Here is a 14409-nt window from a genome sequence, read left to right as displayed (position 1 = left end):
AGTAAGGTCCATGGCCGTACAACAGAATAAACCAACCCGTTCTAAACGTGGCATGCGTCGTTCACATGACGCTCTGACCACTTCCACTCTGTCTGTGGACAAGACTTCTGGTGAAACTCACCTGCGTCACCACATCACTGCCGACGGTTTCTACCGCGGTCGCAAGGTAATCGGCTGATAATTGCCTGCAACTTATTCACGTGATAAGTGCTGGCAAGGCGATACCTTGACTCGTCTAACCATCGCGTTAGATGTAATGGGCGGAGATTTCGGTCCTTCCGTCACAGTGCCTGCTTCATTGCAGGCACTGATCTCTAATTCTGAATTAGATCTTCTTCTGGTCGGCGATCCCGACGCAATCACACCTTTCTTAGCCAAAGCCGATCCTTCTATAAAAGAACGAATTCGGATAATTCCTGCTGAATCAGTTATAGCCAGCGACATGCGCGCATCGCAAGCTATACGTGCCAGTAAAGGAAGCTCAATGCGTGTGGCGTTGGAACTGATCAAAAGCGGAGATGCACAGGCGTGTGTCAGTGCCGGAAATACCGGTGCTCTGATGGGATTAGCCAAAATGGTGGTCAAGCCACTGGATGGCATTGAACGCCCGGCGCTAATGAGCGTGCTGCCCAATCAGCAACGCAGTAAAACTGTGGTGCTGGATCTGGGGGCGAACGTTGAGTGTGACAGCACGATGCTGGTCCAGTTTGCCGTGATGGGTGCAGTAATGGCCGAGCAGGTGGTGGGGATTACAAACCCCCGCGTTGCCCTGCTCAACATCGGCGAAGAAGAAAGCAAAGGGCTGGATAATATCCGCGAAGCCGCAGCTATTTTAAAAAATACCGCATTAATCAACTATATCGGCTATCTTGAAGGCAATGACCTTCTGACCGGTAAGACAGATGTGATGGTGTGTGACGGCTTCGTTGGAAATGTTACGCTCAAGACCATGGAAGGCGTAATTAGGATGTTTTTGTCACTGTTAAAATCCTCCGGTGAGGGTGGCAAGAAGGCCTGGTGGTTGAAATGGTTGGGACGGATAGTCCAGAAGAAGTTGCTAAAGCGTTTTAGCCACCTCAACCCCGACCAGTATAATGGCGCATGTTTGTTAGGATTACGGGGCATCGTTATTAAAAGCCACGGCGGAGCAAACCAGCGTGCGTTTGCTGTCGCTATCGAACAGGCTGTGCAGGCGGTGCAGCGGCAGGTCCCTCAGCGGATTGCCGCGCGCCTTGAAGCTGTATTACCCAAGAGTGACTGATCGTACATGTATACAAAAATTCTCGGTACGGGGAGCTATTTGCCCGTGCAAGTTCGGACTAATGCCGACTTAGAAAAAATGGTGGATACCTCCGACGAGTGGATTGTCACCCGCACAGGTATTCGTGAACGTCGTATCGCTGCACCGGATGAGACTGTGGCCACAATGGGCCTGCACGCTGCAGAAAAAGCACTCGAAATGGCCGGCGTCAGCGCAAGCGACGTGGGTTTGATCATTGTTGCAACAACCTCATCTTCACATGCATTCCCGAGTTCAGCCTGCCAGGTGCAGAATATGCTGGGCATCAAGGATTCCGCAGCGTTCGATCTGGCCGCGGCTTGTGCCGGCTTTACCTATGCACTGAGCGTAGCCGATCAGTACATCAAAAACGGTGCCGTGAAATATGCACTGGTGATCGGTTCTGATGTGCTGTCGCGTAAACTCGATCCTGAAGATCGTGGCACCGTTATTCTTTTTGGTGATGGCGCGGGCGCAGTCTTGCTGGGCGCATCCGAAGAGCAGGGTATCATTTCTACGCATATGCATGCCGATGGTCATTACGGCAACTTGCTGACGTTGGCTTATCCAAGTCAGTCAGAACCGGAAAAACCGGCGTATGTCACCATGGCCGGGAATGAAGTCTTCAAAGTCGCTGTAACTGAACTGGCGCACATTGTTGATGAAACCCTGACTGCGAATAATCTTGACCGTTCTGCACTTGACTGGCTGGTTCCTCATCAGGCGAACCTGCGCATTATCAGTGCGACAGCGAAAAAGTTAGGAATGGAAATGGATAAAGTGGTGGTTACGCTCGATCGTCATGGCAATACCTCTGCGGCTTCTGTGCCAGCAGCATTTGACGAAGCAGTGCGTGACGGCAGAATTCAGCGCGGGCAATTAGTGTTGCTCGAAGCATTTGGCGGTGGCTTTACCTGGGGCTCGGCGCTGGTACGTTTTTGATTTAACAGGAAGATAAAAATGACAAAAATTGCAGTTGTTTTCCCTGGTCAGGGTTCTCAGACGCTCGGTATGCTGGCAGATTTAGCCGCTGCTCATCCGGTGATTGAAGAAACATTTGCCGAAGCTTCTTCGGCGCTGGGATATGATTTGTGGCAGCTGGTGCAACAGGGGCCTGCTGAAGAACTGAATAAAACCTGGCAGACGCAACCTGCATTGCTGGCCGCTTCCGTCGCTATCTGGCGCGTATGGCAGCAGCAGAATGGCACTCAGCCTGTTCTCATGGCTGGCCACAGTCTGGGCGAATATTCTGCTCTGGTTTGTTCTGGCGTACTGGATTTCAAACAGGCGATTTCCCTGGTTGAACTGCGCGGCAAACTGATGCAGGAAGCGGTTCCGGCAGGTACTGGCGCGATGTACGCAATTATCGGTCTGGATAACGACGCGATTGCTAAAGCTTGTGAAGAATCTGCTCAGGGACAGGTTGTTTCTCCGGTTAACTTTAACTCGCCAGGTCAGGTTGTGATCGCGGGTAACAAAGAAGCGGTGGAACGTGCCGGTGCTGCTTGTAAAGAAGCGGGTGCAAAACGTGCTCTGCCGTTGCCTGTCAGTGTGCCATCGCATTGTGCGCTGATGAAGCCTGCTGCGGATAAACTGGCTGTCGCACTGGAAAACGTCACATTCAGCGCACCACAGTATTCTGTAGTGAACAATGTTGATGTGAAAATCGAAACGTCCCCTGAAGCCATCCGCAGTGCGCTGGTACGCCAGCTATACAGCCCGGTGCGCTGGACGGAGTCTGTCGAGTTTATGGCAGCACAGGGCGTTGAGCAGCTTTTAGAAGTGGGGCCGGGTAAAGTGCTGACCGGTCTGACTAAACGTATTGTTGATACCCTGACGGCGGCCGCTGTGAATGACACGGCAAGCCTGGCAGCGGCGTTAGAGCAGTAATAAGAGGATGAGTATGACCTTCGAAGGCAAAATTGCACTTGTTACTGGTGCTAGTCGTGGTATCGGCCGCGCTATTGCAGAGAAACTGGTAGCAGGCGGCGCGAAAGTGATCGGCACAGCAACCAGCGAGAAAGGTGCTGAAGCGATCAGCGAATATTTAGGCGAAAATGGCAAAGGTATTATGCTCAATGTGGTTGATTCTGCATCTATTGAGCAAGTATTGGCGACTATTCGAGCTGAATTTGGCGAAATTGATATTTTAGTTAATAATGCCGGCATTACCCGTGATAACCTTCTCATGCGAATGAAGGATGATGAGTGGCAGGATATCCTGGATACGAATCTTACTTCAGTGTTTCGGCTGTCAAAAGCTGTCATGCGGGCTATGATGAAGAAACGGTGTGGACGGATTATTACAATTGGTTCCGTTGTTGGCACCATGGGTAACGCAGGGCAGGCGAACTACGCGGCGGCTAAAGCTGGCTTGATTGGTTTTAGTAAGTCTTTGGCACGTGAAGTCGCTTCACGTGGCATTACTGTCAACGTCGTCGCTCCCGGCTTTATTGAGACGGATATGACAAGGGCGTTGACAGATGATCAACGCGCAGGCATTTTGTCATCAGTTCCAGCCAACCGGTTGGGCGATGCCAAAGAAATTGCCAGCGCCGTTGCTTTTTTAGCCTCTGACGAGGCCGGCTATATCACGGGTGAAACATTACATGTCAATGGCGGCATGTATATGATTTAAAAATTACGAAATTATTTGCGTTATTTGCGGTAAAAACCGCAAAATAGAGCAAATTCGTGGTTTGACCAGCCTGGATTTAGTTGCATCTTTTTCAACATTTTATACACTACGAAAACCATCGCGAAAGCGAGTTTTGATAGGAAATTTAAGAGTATGAGCACTATCGAAGAACGCGTTAAGAAAATCATCGTTGAACAGCTGGGTGTTAAACAGGAAGAAGTAGTGAATGCTGCATCTTTCGTAGACGACCTTGGCGCTGATTCTCTCGACACCGTTGAGCTGGTTATGGCTCTGGAAGAAGAGTTTGATACCGAGATCCCTGACGAAGAAGCTGAAAAAATCACTACTGTTCAGGCAGCAATTGATTTTATCAACGCTAGCCAACAGTAAGCGTACATGCTTTAAGTTTAGATAGTTAGGCGGTCATTTGACCGCCTAAGTTTTTTATATCCCACGGTATTACTACTTTTTTCCCTCCCTGGAGGACACACGTGTCTAAGCGTCGAGTTGTAGTGACTGGACTGGGCATGCTGTCTCCTGTCGGCAATACTGTAGAGTCCACTTGGAACGCTCTTCTTGCCGGTCAGAGTGGCATCAGCCTGATCGACCATTTTGATACTAGTGCCTATGCAACGCGTTTTGCTGGCTTAGTAAAAGATTTTAACTGTGAAGACTTCATCCCGCGCAAAGATGCCCGCAAGATGGATGCCTTTATTCAGTATGGTATTACTGCCGGTATTCAGGCGATGCAAGACTCCGGGCTTGAAGTAACTGCTGAGAACGCGACACGCATTGGTGCGGCGATCGGTTCTGGCATCGGTGGACTTGGTCTGATTGAAGAAAACCATACGTCATTGGTTAACGGCGGACCTCGCAAAATTAGTCCTTTTTTCGTTCCATCAACCATCGTTAACATGATTGCCGGTCATCTGAGCATCATGTTCGGGTTGCGTGGCCCGAGTATTTCTATTGCCACGGCCTGTACTTCAGGTGTGCATAATATTGGTCATGCCGCGCGTATTATCGCTTATAACGATGCTGACGTGATGCTGGCTGGCGGTGCAGAAAAAGCCAGTACGCCTTTGGGTGTCGGTGGTTTCGGTGCAGCACGCGCGTTATCCACGCGCAATGATAACCCGCAGGCGGCAAGCCGTCCTTGGGATAAAGATCGTGATGGTTTCGTACTGGGTGATGGTGCCGGGATTATGGTGCTTGAGGAGTACGAACATGCCCGCAAACGCGGTGCAAAAATTTATGCTGAAATCGTCGGCTTTGGTATGAGCAGTGATGCCTTCCATATGACGTCTCCACCGGAAAATGGTGCAGGTGCCGCGCTGGCGATGGAAAATGCTCTGCGTGATGCAGGTATTTCTGCGTCGCAAATTGGTTACATCAACGCGCACGGGACTTCAACTCCGGCGGGTGATAAAGCCGAAGCGCAGGCGGTTAAATCTGTCTTTGGTGCGGATGCACACAAAGTGCTGGTCAGTTCAACCAAGTCTATGACCGGCCACTTGTTAGGCGCGGCGGGTGCCGTGGAATCAATCTTCACTTTACTGGCATTGCGTGATCAGGCCGTTCCGCCGACCCTGAATCTGGATAACCCGGATGAAGGTTGTGATCTGGACTTTGTGCCGCACGAAGCGCGTCAGGTGAAAGACATGCAATATTCACTGTGTAACTCTTTCGGATTTGGTGGAACCAACGGTTCCCTGGTATTTCGCAAGATGTGATTGTGCCAGTGTCATATTGAGAAAGGCCCGTTAATCGGGCCTTTTTGCTGTCTGAATAAAAGCGATGGTAATACGGTGAAACAGAATCAAACGGCAGTTCAACGGAATGAGTCTTCCTGCTATGTCGCCATGCCAGTACGCTAAAGTAAGAATGCTCCACTTGCTGCAAGAAGCCTGCTCACGCAGTCTCTGCTGTCGGAGAAACCCTAACCCTGCAGTCAGGAGAAAGTAGCCATGTGGATTAACGGTGCGGCGGCGACAACGTTGCCAGCGGCAGACCGGTCTGTGCAATTTGGTGACGGTTGCTTCACTACGGCCAGGGTGTTGCGCGCTGAAATTCAGCTTCTTTCAGAACACATTGCGCGGATGCGGCGGGCAGCGTCTGTCTTGTGTATCGATGGCGTGGACTGGGCAGCTTTAGAGCGTGAGATGGTTCATGCAGCCGGGCAGCAGGAAGAAGCAGTCGTTAAAGCGGTTATTACGCGCGGGCAGGGCGGACGCGGTTACAGCGCTGCGGGATGCTCTGAACCGACGCGCATTGTTTCTGTATCCGCTTATCCGGCGCATTATCACGCGTTACGTAAACACGGCGTGAAACTCACCCTGAGTCCGGTGAACTTGAGTAAAAATCCGCTGCTGGCGGGTATAAAACACCTTAACCGCCTTGAGCAGGTGATGATCCGCCTGCATCTTGACCAGACGGACGCCCACGAGGCACTCGTGGTTGACACCTCCGGTTGCCTGGTGGAATGCTGTGCGGCTAATTTATTCTGGCGTAAGGGGAATCATATCTTCACACCGGATTTATCGCAGTCGGGTGTGGATGGCGTTATGCGCCGGCACATTATCCGGCTGATTGAAAATACGTCCCCGTGGACGTTGCATATTGTCAGCGAGCCTGTAAAGGCTTTGTCGGATGCCGACGAGGTGCTGATTTGTAATGCGCTGATGCCAGTTTTACCCGTGGCCCAGGCCAGCGGGGAGAAGTATTCATCCCGGGAGTTGTACGATTTCCTGCTCCAGAGCTGTTAAAAAAGTGAATAAACAATGACAAACAAAAAGACCAAAATCTTCGCCCTGATTGTCCTGATCCTTGCAGGGCTGGCGACGTTTGCCTACCAGAAAGTAAAACAGTTTGCGGACCGCCCGATCAATGTCAGCAGTGAAACAATCTTTACCCTGCCTGCCGGTACCGGCCGCGTGGTGCTGGAAACCCTGCTTATCGACAAAAAGCTGATGAAGCCTAATCCGTGGTTCCCGTGGTTATTACGTTTAGAACCCGAACTGAGTGAGTTTAAAGCCGGAACCTATCGACTGGAAAAAGGCATGACGGTTCGCCAGATGCTGGAACTGCTCAAAAGCGGTAAAGAAGCCCAGTTCAGCATTCGTTTTGTCGAGGGTTTTAAGCTCAGCGACTGGATGAAGGTTCTGGATAAATCAGAATATCTCAAGCATGAACTCAGCGGGAAAAGCGGTGAGGAGATTGCGGCCGCGCTGGGCATGACGGATACCAAAAATGTCGAAGGCTGGTTGTATCCTGACACTTACCATTACACCGCAGGCATGACGGATTTATCTCTGTTCAAACGCGCTCACGTACGGATGGAAAAAACCGTTGCCGATATCTGGCAAGGTCGTGCGGATTCGCTGCCATATAAAACGCCTGCAGATATGGTCACCATGGCGTCGATTATCGAAAAAGAAACCGCTGTGAAAGATGAGCGCCCGGAAGTGGCGTCGGTATTTATCAACCGTCTGCGTATTGGTATGCGCCTGCAAACTGACCCGACCGTCATTTACGGTATGGGCGAAAATTACACCGGCAATATCACGAAGAAAGATTTGGAAACGCCGACGCCTTACAATACTTATGTGATAACCGGCCTGCCGCCGTCGCCGATTGCGATGCCGAGCGAAGCATCACTTCAGGCTGCGGCACATCCCGCAAAAACGCCGTATCTTTATTTTGTCGCTGACGGCAAAGGCGGGCATACTTTCAGCACTAACCTTGAGAACCACAACAAGGCGGTTCGTGTGTATATAGAGGCTCTTAAGAATAAGAATGAAAAGTAACTTCATTGTCATTGAAGGCCTCGAAGGGGCGGGGAAAACCACCGCTCATAACGTGGTGGTAGATGCGTTACGCCTGCATGGTGTGGAAGAAATTGTGTTTACCCGTGAGCCTGGTGGTACACCGCTGGCGGAGAAACTGCGCGATTTATTTAAACGCGGCGTCGATGGCGAAAAACCGACGGTCAAAGCCGAAGTGCTGATGCTCTACGCCGCCCGTGTCCAGCTGGTTGAGACGGTGATTTTACCCGCTCTGGCCCGTGGCGCGTGGGTTGTGGGCGACCGGCACGATCTCTCCTCGCAAGCCTATCAGGGCGGCGGACGCGGGATTGATGCCAAACTGATGACCTCTTTGCGTGATACCGTTTTGGGCGATTTCCGCCCGGATCTGACGCTGTATCTGGATTTACCTCCGGCTATAGGCCTGCAACGTGCCCGTGCGCGTGGTGAACTGGATCGTATCGAACAGGAAGCGTTGCCTTTCTTTGAACGCACGCGTGCCCGTTATCTGGAGCTTGCCGCCGAAGACTCCCGCATCAAAACCATTGATGCCTCCCAGACCCTTGAACAGGTAAAAGCATCCATCGAACTGACGCTGAAAAATTGGTTTGACGAGCAGGCAACCCGGGAGCATTCATGAACTGGTATCCGTGGCTCAGCGGCCCTTACCGCCAGCTGACAGTGCAATATCTGACAGGCCGCGGTCATCATGCGGTGCTGATGCATGCAGCCTCGGGGATCGGAGATGAGGCGCTGGTATATGGTCTGAGCCGCTGGCTGTTATGCCAGCACAAAGACGGCGAAAAGAGCTGCGGGACGTGTCACAGCTGCCAGCTGATGATTGCCGGAAACCATCCCGACTGGCATATCCTGCAACCTGAAAAGGGCAAAAACTCGCTGGGCATTGATCCGGTGCGTCAGCTCATAGAAACGCTCTACAACTATTCCCAGCAGGGCGGTTCGAAAGTGGTCTGGATCCCGCAAACGGAATTACTGACCGAAGCCGCGGCGAATGCGTTGCTGAAAACGCTGGAAGAACCTCCGTCGGGCACTTATTTTCTGCTGGGATGCCGGGAGCCTTCGGCTTTACTGGCAACGATCCGCAGCCGCTGTTTTTACTGGCATCTGCCGGTGCCGGAAGAAGCGTTGGCCGTGCAGTGGAGCAATCGTCAGCTCAGCGCCGATCCTGTCTCGATTAAAACTGCATTACGCCTCACCAGCGGTGCGCCGTTATCAGCTGCCGAACTCTTGCAGCCGGAACGCTGGAAGCAGCGAGTAACGCTATGCCAGCAGCTGTACGCTCAGTGTCAGCAACAGGATATGCTTTCCCTGTTGCCGCAGCTTAATCATGATGACGCAGCGGAACGCTTGTACTGGCTGGCGACGTTGCTGCTCGATGCGATTAAATGGCAGCAGAATGCAGGTCAGTTCATCATCAATCACGATCAGCAGCCGTTAATTGCGCTGCTTGCCGGTGCGCAGTCCGGTGTGTCTTTGCAGCAATCGGTGAGCGCCTGGATGCATTGCCGCCAGCAGCTGCTTTCAATCGTCGGTGTTAACCGTGAATTACTGCTGACCGAACAACTCCTTGAGTGGGAACAGATGCTTCAGGGCAACGTTTCTGCGTCGATTTTTAGTTCCGCGCTTTCCCGCTGAACCCCCTTATTTGTTATGAGTTAACTACTATGTTTTTAGTCGATTCCCACTGTCATCTCGACAGCCTTGATTACGATGAGCTGCATTCCGGCGTGGATAATGTGCTGGAAAAAGCCCGTGAACGTGACGTGAAATTTATGCTGGCGGTGGCGACCACCTTGCCCGGTTATCGGGCGATGACCCAGCTGATTGGCGACCGTCCTGACGTGGCATTTTCCTGTGGCGTGCATCCGCTGAATATCGACGATGGCTATGATTTTGCTGAGCTTCGTGAGCTTGCCGCCAGTCCGAAAGTGGTGGCGATGGGTGAAACCGGTCTGGATTATTTTTATCAGAAAGAAGCTCATCAGCTGAAACTGCAACAGGATTCATTCCGCGAGCACATCCGCATTGGCCGTGAGCTGAACAAACCGGTGATCGTCCATACCCGTGATGCCCGCCAGGATACGTTGGATATTCTCAAAGAAGAAAACTCAGGGGAGTGCGGCGGCGTTCTGCATTGCTTTACCGAGGATCTGCCGACGGCCAAATTCCTTCTGGATCTGGGTTTCTATATTTCTTTCTCCGGTATTGTGACGTTCCGTAACGCAGAAGCTTTACGCGAAGTGGCCCGTTATGTCCCGCTGGATCGTTTACTGGTGGAAACCGACTCGCCGTATCTGGCGCCGGTGCCGCATCGTGGTAAAGAGAATCAGCCTGCTTATGTCCGCGACGTTGCCGATTACATGGCCGTGCTCAAAGGCGTGAGTGTTGAACAGCTGGCCGAAGCGACGACTGCAAACTTTTCACGATTATTTCACATCGACACTTCCTCCCTGATCTAGCCTTAGGCTTAGTCATATACGCTGGATTTATTTTTCGCCTCGTAATTAATCACCGGAATGAGGTATTGTGGCCCCGTTTTTCACGGGGTCAACGGCGTTTATTTCGGATTTAATGTTGTAAATTGTGGGTTTTTTAAACGCTCTCACTGCATTTTTCAGAAAAACGTGACTGCCATCAAACATTAACAAAGGGAATTATTTTACCCTGCGTAAAAATTAAAAGGGGTGCTCAGACACCCGACAGCAAAGGGCTGTACGATCCTTTGCAAAGCGGTTAGTTATCAGGCTAAACCGCATGAAGTATCAAAAAGCATCATTACTCAGGAGCACACTCAATTATGTTTAAGAACGCGTTTGCAAACCTTCAAAAGGTCGGTAAATCGCTAATGCTGCCAGTATCCGTACTGCCAATCGCAGGTATCCTGCTTGGTGTCGGTTCTGCAAACTTTAGCTGGCTGCCAATGATCGTTTCCCATGTTATGGCCGAAGCCGGTGGTTCCGTCTTCGCTAACATGCCTCTGATCTTTGCTATCGGTGTGGCATTAGGCTTCACCAACAACGACGGTGTATCTGCACTGGCGTCCGTTGTGGCATACGGCATCATGGTGAAAACCATGGCAGTTGTTGCACCACTGGTTCTGCACTTGCCTGCTGAAGAAATTGCAGCCAAGCACCTGGCGGATACCGGCGTACTGGGCGGTATTATCTCCGGTGCGATTGCGGCATACATGTTCAACCGTTTCTACCGCATCAAGTTGCCAGAATATCTGGGCTTCTTCGCGGGCAAACGTTTCGTGCCAATCATCTCTGGTCTGGCTGCGATTATCCTGGGTGTGGTTCTGTCCTTCATCTGGCCGCCAATCGGTACAGGTATCCAGACCTTCTCACAATGGGCTGCTTACCAGAACCCGGTTGTGGCATTCGGTATCTACGGCGTTGTAGAACGTGCGCTGGTTCCGTTTGGTCTGCACCACATCTGGAACGTTCCATTCCAGATGCAAATCGGTGAGTACGTAAACTCTGCAGGCCAGGTGTTCCACGGCGATATTCCACGTTATATGGCGGGTGACCCGACTGCGGGTAAACTGTCCGGTGGCTTCCTGTTCAAAATGTACGGTCTGCCAGCCGCTGCTATCGCTATCTGGCACTCAGCGAAACCTGAGAACCGTGCAAAAGTCGGCGGCATCATGATTTCCGCTGCACTGACTGCGTTCCTGACCGGTATCACCGAGCCAATCGAATTCTCCTTCATGTTCGTTGCGCCGATCCTGTATGTGATCCATGCGCTTCTGGCAGGTCTGGCATTCCCAATCTGTATCCTGCTGGGTATGCGTGACGGTACCAGCTTCTCGCACGGTCTGATTGACTTCATCGTCCTGAGCGGTAACAGCAGCAAAATCTGGCTGTTCCCAATCGTTGGTGCGGTTTACGCGGTGGTTTACTACAGCATCTTCCGTTTCCTGATTGCGAAACTGGATCTGAAAACCCCTGGCCGCGAAGAAACCACCAGCGAAACTACAGCACAGGGCGGTTCTGAAATGTCTGCTTCTCTGGTTCAGGCTTTCGGCGGCAAAGACAACATCACTAACCTTGATGCCTGTATTACCCGTCTGCGCGTCAGCGTAGCGGACGTCTCCAAAGTTGATCAGGCTGGCTTGAAAAAACTGGGTGCGGCAGGTGTGGTGGTTGCAGGTTCTGGTGTTCAGGCTATTTTCGGTACCAAGTCTGACAACCTGAAAACGGATATGGACGAGTACATGCGTAACCATTAATGGTGAGCAATGTTGAGTTCTGAGAAAGGAGGCTTCGGCCTCCTTTTTTTATACCTGTGATTTGGCACAACGGCTACTGGTGCCTGCGGCTGGCGCTTTCTGCGTCAATTAAGCATCAAAAAGCGTAATCAGGTTGAAAGGAATGGAAATTCTAACCCATACTGCGTACAACGCTTTTTACTTTGTTAAGGACAGTTAAGATGGCCGAAGAGACAATTTTCAGCAAAATTATTCGCCGTGAAATTCCCGCCGATGTGGTTTACCAGGACGAACTGGTGACGGCATTTCGCGATATTTCTCCTCAGGCGCCAAGCCACATTCTGATCATCCCGAATATCCTGATCCCGACAATGAATGACGTTGATGCCACGCACGAAGCCGCGCTGGGTCGGATGATGACCGTTGCCGCTAAAATTGCTGAGCAGGAAGGGATCGCCGAAAGCGGCTACCGTCTGATCGTCAACTGCAACCGCGATGGCGGGCAGGAGGTTTATCACATCCATATGCATCTGGTCGGTGGCCGTGCATTGGGTCCGTTGCTGTCACGTCAGTAAGGGTAAACATGCGTTTCCTGATGGCATTATTGCCGGTAATTTTGTTGGCAGGCTGTAGCAGCAAGCCCGGTATTGCGCTCAATAATCAGCAAAGAGTGGTCATGGAATCTCCGGTTCTGACGGCCGGGATCATCCCGAGTTCGCCATCAGTGTCTGATTCAGGTGGGCAGAAAAAAGCCACCAGTACACTCAATAATAACCAGCCACATCCTGTCACCTTGCATTACCGTTTCTATTGGTATGATAAGCAGGGACTGGATTTATTACCGGTTGCCGAATCCCGGACTGTTACCGTGCCTGCCGACAGCAGCATTGAGATCAGTTCACTCAATGGCAATCTCGATGCGTACAGTGTGCGCATGTACCTTTATCTCTAATTCCCGAACGGAGAAGGTTGATGAAAAAGTATTTTCTCATTGTGGCAATGGCCGCATTGATCCTTGGCGGTTGTACTTTGCCAAACCAGCAACAGACGCAGCCCCAGCAGCCAGAACAACCTCAGCAACCGCAACAGCCGCTGCCGCCGGTCAATCCGCCAGTGCCTGAGCAGCCACAGGTTCAGCCGGTTCCGCAGCCGCCAAAATTCGCGAATATCGACTGGACGGCGACCGTTGAGCCGATGCTGGCAAAAATGCTCAAATCCGGCGGTGTCCAGTCCGGTAGCGTTCTGCTGGTAGATGGTGTGAAAAACAGCACCAACGGCTCGCTGCAAATGGCCAAAGCGACTGACGCCCTGCGTAATGCGCTGGCGAACAACACGACCTTCCAGGTGGTTCCGGCAGAACAGGTTTCTTCTGCGAAACAATCACTGGGATTATCGCCGGATGACAGCCTGGCTTCGGTTAGCAAAGCCATTGGTCTGGCAAATATCGTAAAAGCCCAGTACGTGCTGTACAGCACCGTGAGCGGCGATGTGAAAGCGCCGACCATGTCGATGCGTCTGATTACCGCACCAAGTGGCGAAATCGTCTGGTCAGGCCGTGGTGCTGTCCAGAATTAACGCTGAGCTTCTGCAATCCGAACTACAGCAACTGATCGAAAAATATTATCCGGCGGTGAATACCGCCGGTTTTCGTTTATCACCGGTCGCAGGGCTGACGGGTGAAAGCTGGAAAATAAGTTCGGTTGCCGGAAATTTGCTGGCGCGACATCAGTCTTTTGATAAGCAGATTGCGGGCGCAAACCGGCGACGTGAATCTGCGATTTTGCGGCATGTCGCGCGGCAAAAATCAGGGCCGTGTGTCAGACTTTATTCGCCGCCGTGGCTGATTGTTGACTGGATAGACGGAACGCCGCTGACTGAGCAGGACTTCGCGACGCCTGCCACACGGCAGGCGCTGAGCCGGACGCTGGTCAACCTGCATCAGTTGCCGCCTTCAGGCTACCGGCTGAATTTACAGCAGCAGTTTGCGCTTTACTGGCAACATATCGACCGGCGCAGGCTGACGCCGCGCTGGCTGCGGTTACATCAAAAGATGATATCGCAGACGCCGCCTGCGCCGCTGAAACTGGCGCTGGTGCATATGGATATTCATGGAGGCAATGTACTCAATACGCCGGACGGCGTGCGACTGATTGACTGGGAATACGCGGCGAATGCGGATATTGCACTTGAGCTGGCGGCGATTGTTCGCGGCAATGGCTGGAGCGCGCAGCAGCAAAACCTGTTCATACGTGAATACGTCAATGCAGGCGGGTATCAGGACATAACGCTTTTGCAGCAGCAGGTAAACCGCTGGATCCCCCGGGTCGATTACCTGATGCTGATGTGGTTTGAAGTGCGCTGGCAGCAAACCGGCGAGAGTCAGTACAGTGAATGGGCGCACCCGTTGCGTCCGTGAAAATCATCTGAAAAGAAAAGGAGCGTCCATTTTGTTGGGACC

General features: G+C 51.9%; 17 protein-coding genes. All 17 read left to right on the top strand.

Going from position 1 to position 14409, the window contains the following annotated elements; all coding sequences use genetic code 11:
• The first annotated feature begins 10 nt into the window (after positions 1–10).
• A complete protein-coding gene (rpmF, locus tag J1784_RS22075) occupies positions 11–178 on the top strand; it encodes a 50S ribosomal protein L32 (protein WP_013576249.1) in 168 nt (55 codons plus the stop codon).
• Between the two features lie 48 nt (positions 179–226).
• A complete protein-coding gene (gene plsX, locus J1784_RS22070) occupies positions 227–1261 on the top strand; it encodes a phosphate acyltransferase PlsX (protein WP_217150968.1) in 1035 nt (344 codons plus the stop codon).
• Between the two features lie 6 nt (positions 1262–1267).
• Entirely contained in the window at positions 1268–2221 is a 954-nt protein-coding gene (locus J1784_RS22065; RefSeq protein WP_217150967.1) for a beta-ketoacyl-ACP synthase III, read from the top strand.
• 18 nt (positions 2222–2239) lie between these two features.
• On the top strand, positions 2240–3169 hold the full coding sequence (fabD, locus tag J1784_RS22060) for an ACP S-malonyltransferase (protein ID WP_217150966.1): 930 nt from the start codon (positions 2240–2242) through the stop codon (positions 3167–3169).
• A 13-nt stretch (positions 3170–3182) separates the two neighbouring features.
• Positions 3183–3917 (top strand): 3-oxoacyl-ACP reductase FabG, encoded by a 735-nt coding sequence (gene fabG, locus J1784_RS22055; RefSeq protein ID WP_112291135.1) that lies wholly within the window; start codon positions 3183–3185, stop codon positions 3915–3917.
• 153 nt (positions 3918–4070) lie between these two features.
• A complete protein-coding gene (gene acpP / locus J1784_RS22050; RefSeq protein WP_015690190.1) occupies positions 4071–4307 on the top strand; it encodes an acyl carrier protein in 237 nt (78 codons plus the stop codon).
• Between the two features lie 101 nt (positions 4308–4408).
• Positions 4409–5650 (top strand): beta-ketoacyl-ACP synthase II, encoded by a 1242-nt coding sequence (gene fabF, locus J1784_RS22045; RefSeq protein ID WP_217150965.1) that lies wholly within the window; start codon positions 4409–4411, stop codon positions 5648–5650.
• A 234-nt stretch (positions 5651–5884) separates the two neighbouring features.
• Positions 5885–6682, top strand: a complete 798-nt coding sequence (gene pabC, locus J1784_RS22040; RefSeq protein ID WP_217150964.1) for an aminodeoxychorismate lyase — start codon at positions 5885–5887, stop codon at positions 6680–6682.
• 15 nt (positions 6683–6697) lie between these two features.
• Positions 6698–7723 carry an endolytic transglycosylase MltG gene (gene mltG / locus J1784_RS22035; RefSeq protein WP_217150963.1) on the top strand — a complete coding sequence of 342 codons (1026 nt, stop codon included), beginning with the start codon at positions 6698–6700 and terminating at the stop codon, positions 7721–7723.
• On the top strand, positions 7713–8360 hold the full coding sequence (gene tmk / locus J1784_RS22030; protein ID WP_217150962.1) for a dTMP kinase: 648 nt from the start codon (positions 7713–7715) through the stop codon (positions 8358–8360). Before mltG ends, tmk begins: the two co-directional genes overlap by 11 nt.
• Positions 8357–9376 (top strand): DNA polymerase III subunit delta', encoded by a 1020-nt coding sequence (holB, locus tag J1784_RS22025; protein ID WP_217150961.1) that lies wholly within the window; start codon positions 8357–8359, stop codon positions 9374–9376. The genes tmk and holB overlap by 4 nt, the downstream gene beginning before the upstream one ends.
• A gap of 29 nt (positions 9377–9405) precedes the next feature.
• Positions 9406–10200: a metal-dependent hydrolase gene (locus J1784_RS22020; protein WP_217150960.1), complete on the top strand. Its 795-nt coding sequence runs from the start codon at positions 9406–9408 to the stop codon at positions 10198–10200.
• Positions 10201–10538: 338 nt separating this feature from the next.
• Complete coding sequence (gene ptsG / locus J1784_RS22015; RefSeq protein WP_217150959.1) at positions 10539–11972, top strand: PTS glucose transporter subunit IIBC; 1434 nt, start codon at positions 10539–10541, stop codon at positions 11970–11972.
• 200 nt (positions 11973–12172) lie between these two features.
• A complete protein-coding gene (gene hinT / locus J1784_RS22010) occupies positions 12173–12526 on the top strand; it encodes a purine nucleoside phosphoramidase (protein WP_120135087.1) in 354 nt (117 codons plus the stop codon).
• Between the two features lie 8 nt (positions 12527–12534).
• A complete protein-coding gene (locus tag J1784_RS22005) occupies positions 12535–12903 on the top strand; it encodes a YcfL family putative periplasmic lipoprotein (RefSeq protein WP_217150958.1) in 369 nt (122 codons plus the stop codon).
• A gap of 20 nt (positions 12904–12923) precedes the next feature.
• Positions 12924–13526 carry a penicillin-binding protein activator LpoB gene (gene lpoB / locus J1784_RS22000; RefSeq protein ID WP_217150957.1) on the top strand — a complete coding sequence of 201 codons (603 nt, stop codon included), beginning with the start codon at positions 12924–12926 and terminating at the stop codon, positions 13524–13526.
• Positions 13510–14367, top strand: a complete 858-nt coding sequence (locus tag J1784_RS21995) for a phosphotransferase (protein WP_217151156.1) — start codon at positions 13510–13512, stop codon at positions 14365–14367. The genes lpoB and J1784_RS21995 overlap by 17 nt, the downstream gene beginning before the upstream one ends.
• The last annotated feature ends 42 nt before the right edge of the window (positions 14368–14409 follow it).

Origin of the sequence: Rahnella ecdela (assembly GCF_019049625.1) — a bacterium.
GTDB lineage: Bacteria > Pseudomonadota > Gammaproteobacteria > Enterobacterales > Enterobacteriaceae > Rahnella > Rahnella ecdela.
The sequence above is the reverse complement of the archived record's forward strand: the minus strand, read 5'-3'. Positions and strand labels throughout refer to the sequence as shown.

What these genes read in the sequence shown, in the direction of transcription:
- rpmF (WP_013576249.1), top strand. Translation starts at nt 11, where the DNA reads ATGGCCGTACAACAGAATAAACCAACCCGTTCTAAACGTGGCATGCGT.
- J1784_RS22065 (WP_217150967.1), top strand. Translation starts at nt 1,268, where the DNA reads ATGTATACAAAAATTCTCGGTACGGGGAGCTATTTGCCCGTGCAAGTT.
- fabD (WP_217150966.1), top strand. Translation starts at nt 2,240, where the DNA reads ATGACAAAAATTGCAGTTGTTTTCCCTGGTCAGGGTTCTCAGACGCTC.
- fabG (WP_112291135.1), top strand. Translation starts at nt 3,183, where the DNA reads ATGACCTTCGAAGGCAAAATTGCACTTGTTACTGGTGCTAGTCGTGGT.
- acpP (WP_015690190.1), top strand. Translation starts at nt 4,071, where the DNA reads ATGAGCACTATCGAAGAACGCGTTAAGAAAATCATCGTTGAACAGCTG.
- pabC (WP_217150964.1), top strand. Translation starts at nt 5,885, where the DNA reads ATGTGGATTAACGGTGCGGCGGCGACAACGTTGCCAGCGGCAGACCGG.
- mltG (WP_217150963.1), top strand. Translation starts at nt 6,698, where the DNA reads ATGACAAACAAAAAGACCAAAATCTTCGCCCTGATTGTCCTGATCCTT.
- tmk (WP_217150962.1), top strand. Translation starts at nt 7,713, where the DNA reads ATGAAAAGTAACTTCATTGTCATTGAAGGCCTCGAAGGGGCGGGGAAA.
- holB (WP_217150961.1), top strand. Translation starts at nt 8,357, where the DNA reads ATGAACTGGTATCCGTGGCTCAGCGGCCCTTACCGCCAGCTGACAGTG.
- J1784_RS22020 (WP_217150960.1), top strand. Translation starts at nt 9,406, where the DNA reads ATGTTTTTAGTCGATTCCCACTGTCATCTCGACAGCCTTGATTACGAT.
- ptsG (WP_217150959.1), top strand. Translation starts at nt 10,539, where the DNA reads ATGTTTAAGAACGCGTTTGCAAACCTTCAAAAGGTCGGTAAATCGCTA.
- hinT (WP_120135087.1), top strand. Translation starts at nt 12,173, where the DNA reads ATGGCCGAAGAGACAATTTTCAGCAAAATTATTCGCCGTGAAATTCCC.
- J1784_RS22005 (WP_217150958.1), top strand. Translation starts at nt 12,535, where the DNA reads ATGCGTTTCCTGATGGCATTATTGCCGGTAATTTTGTTGGCAGGCTGT.
- lpoB (WP_217150957.1), top strand. Translation starts at nt 12,924, where the DNA reads ATGAAAAAGTATTTTCTCATTGTGGCAATGGCCGCATTGATCCTTGGC.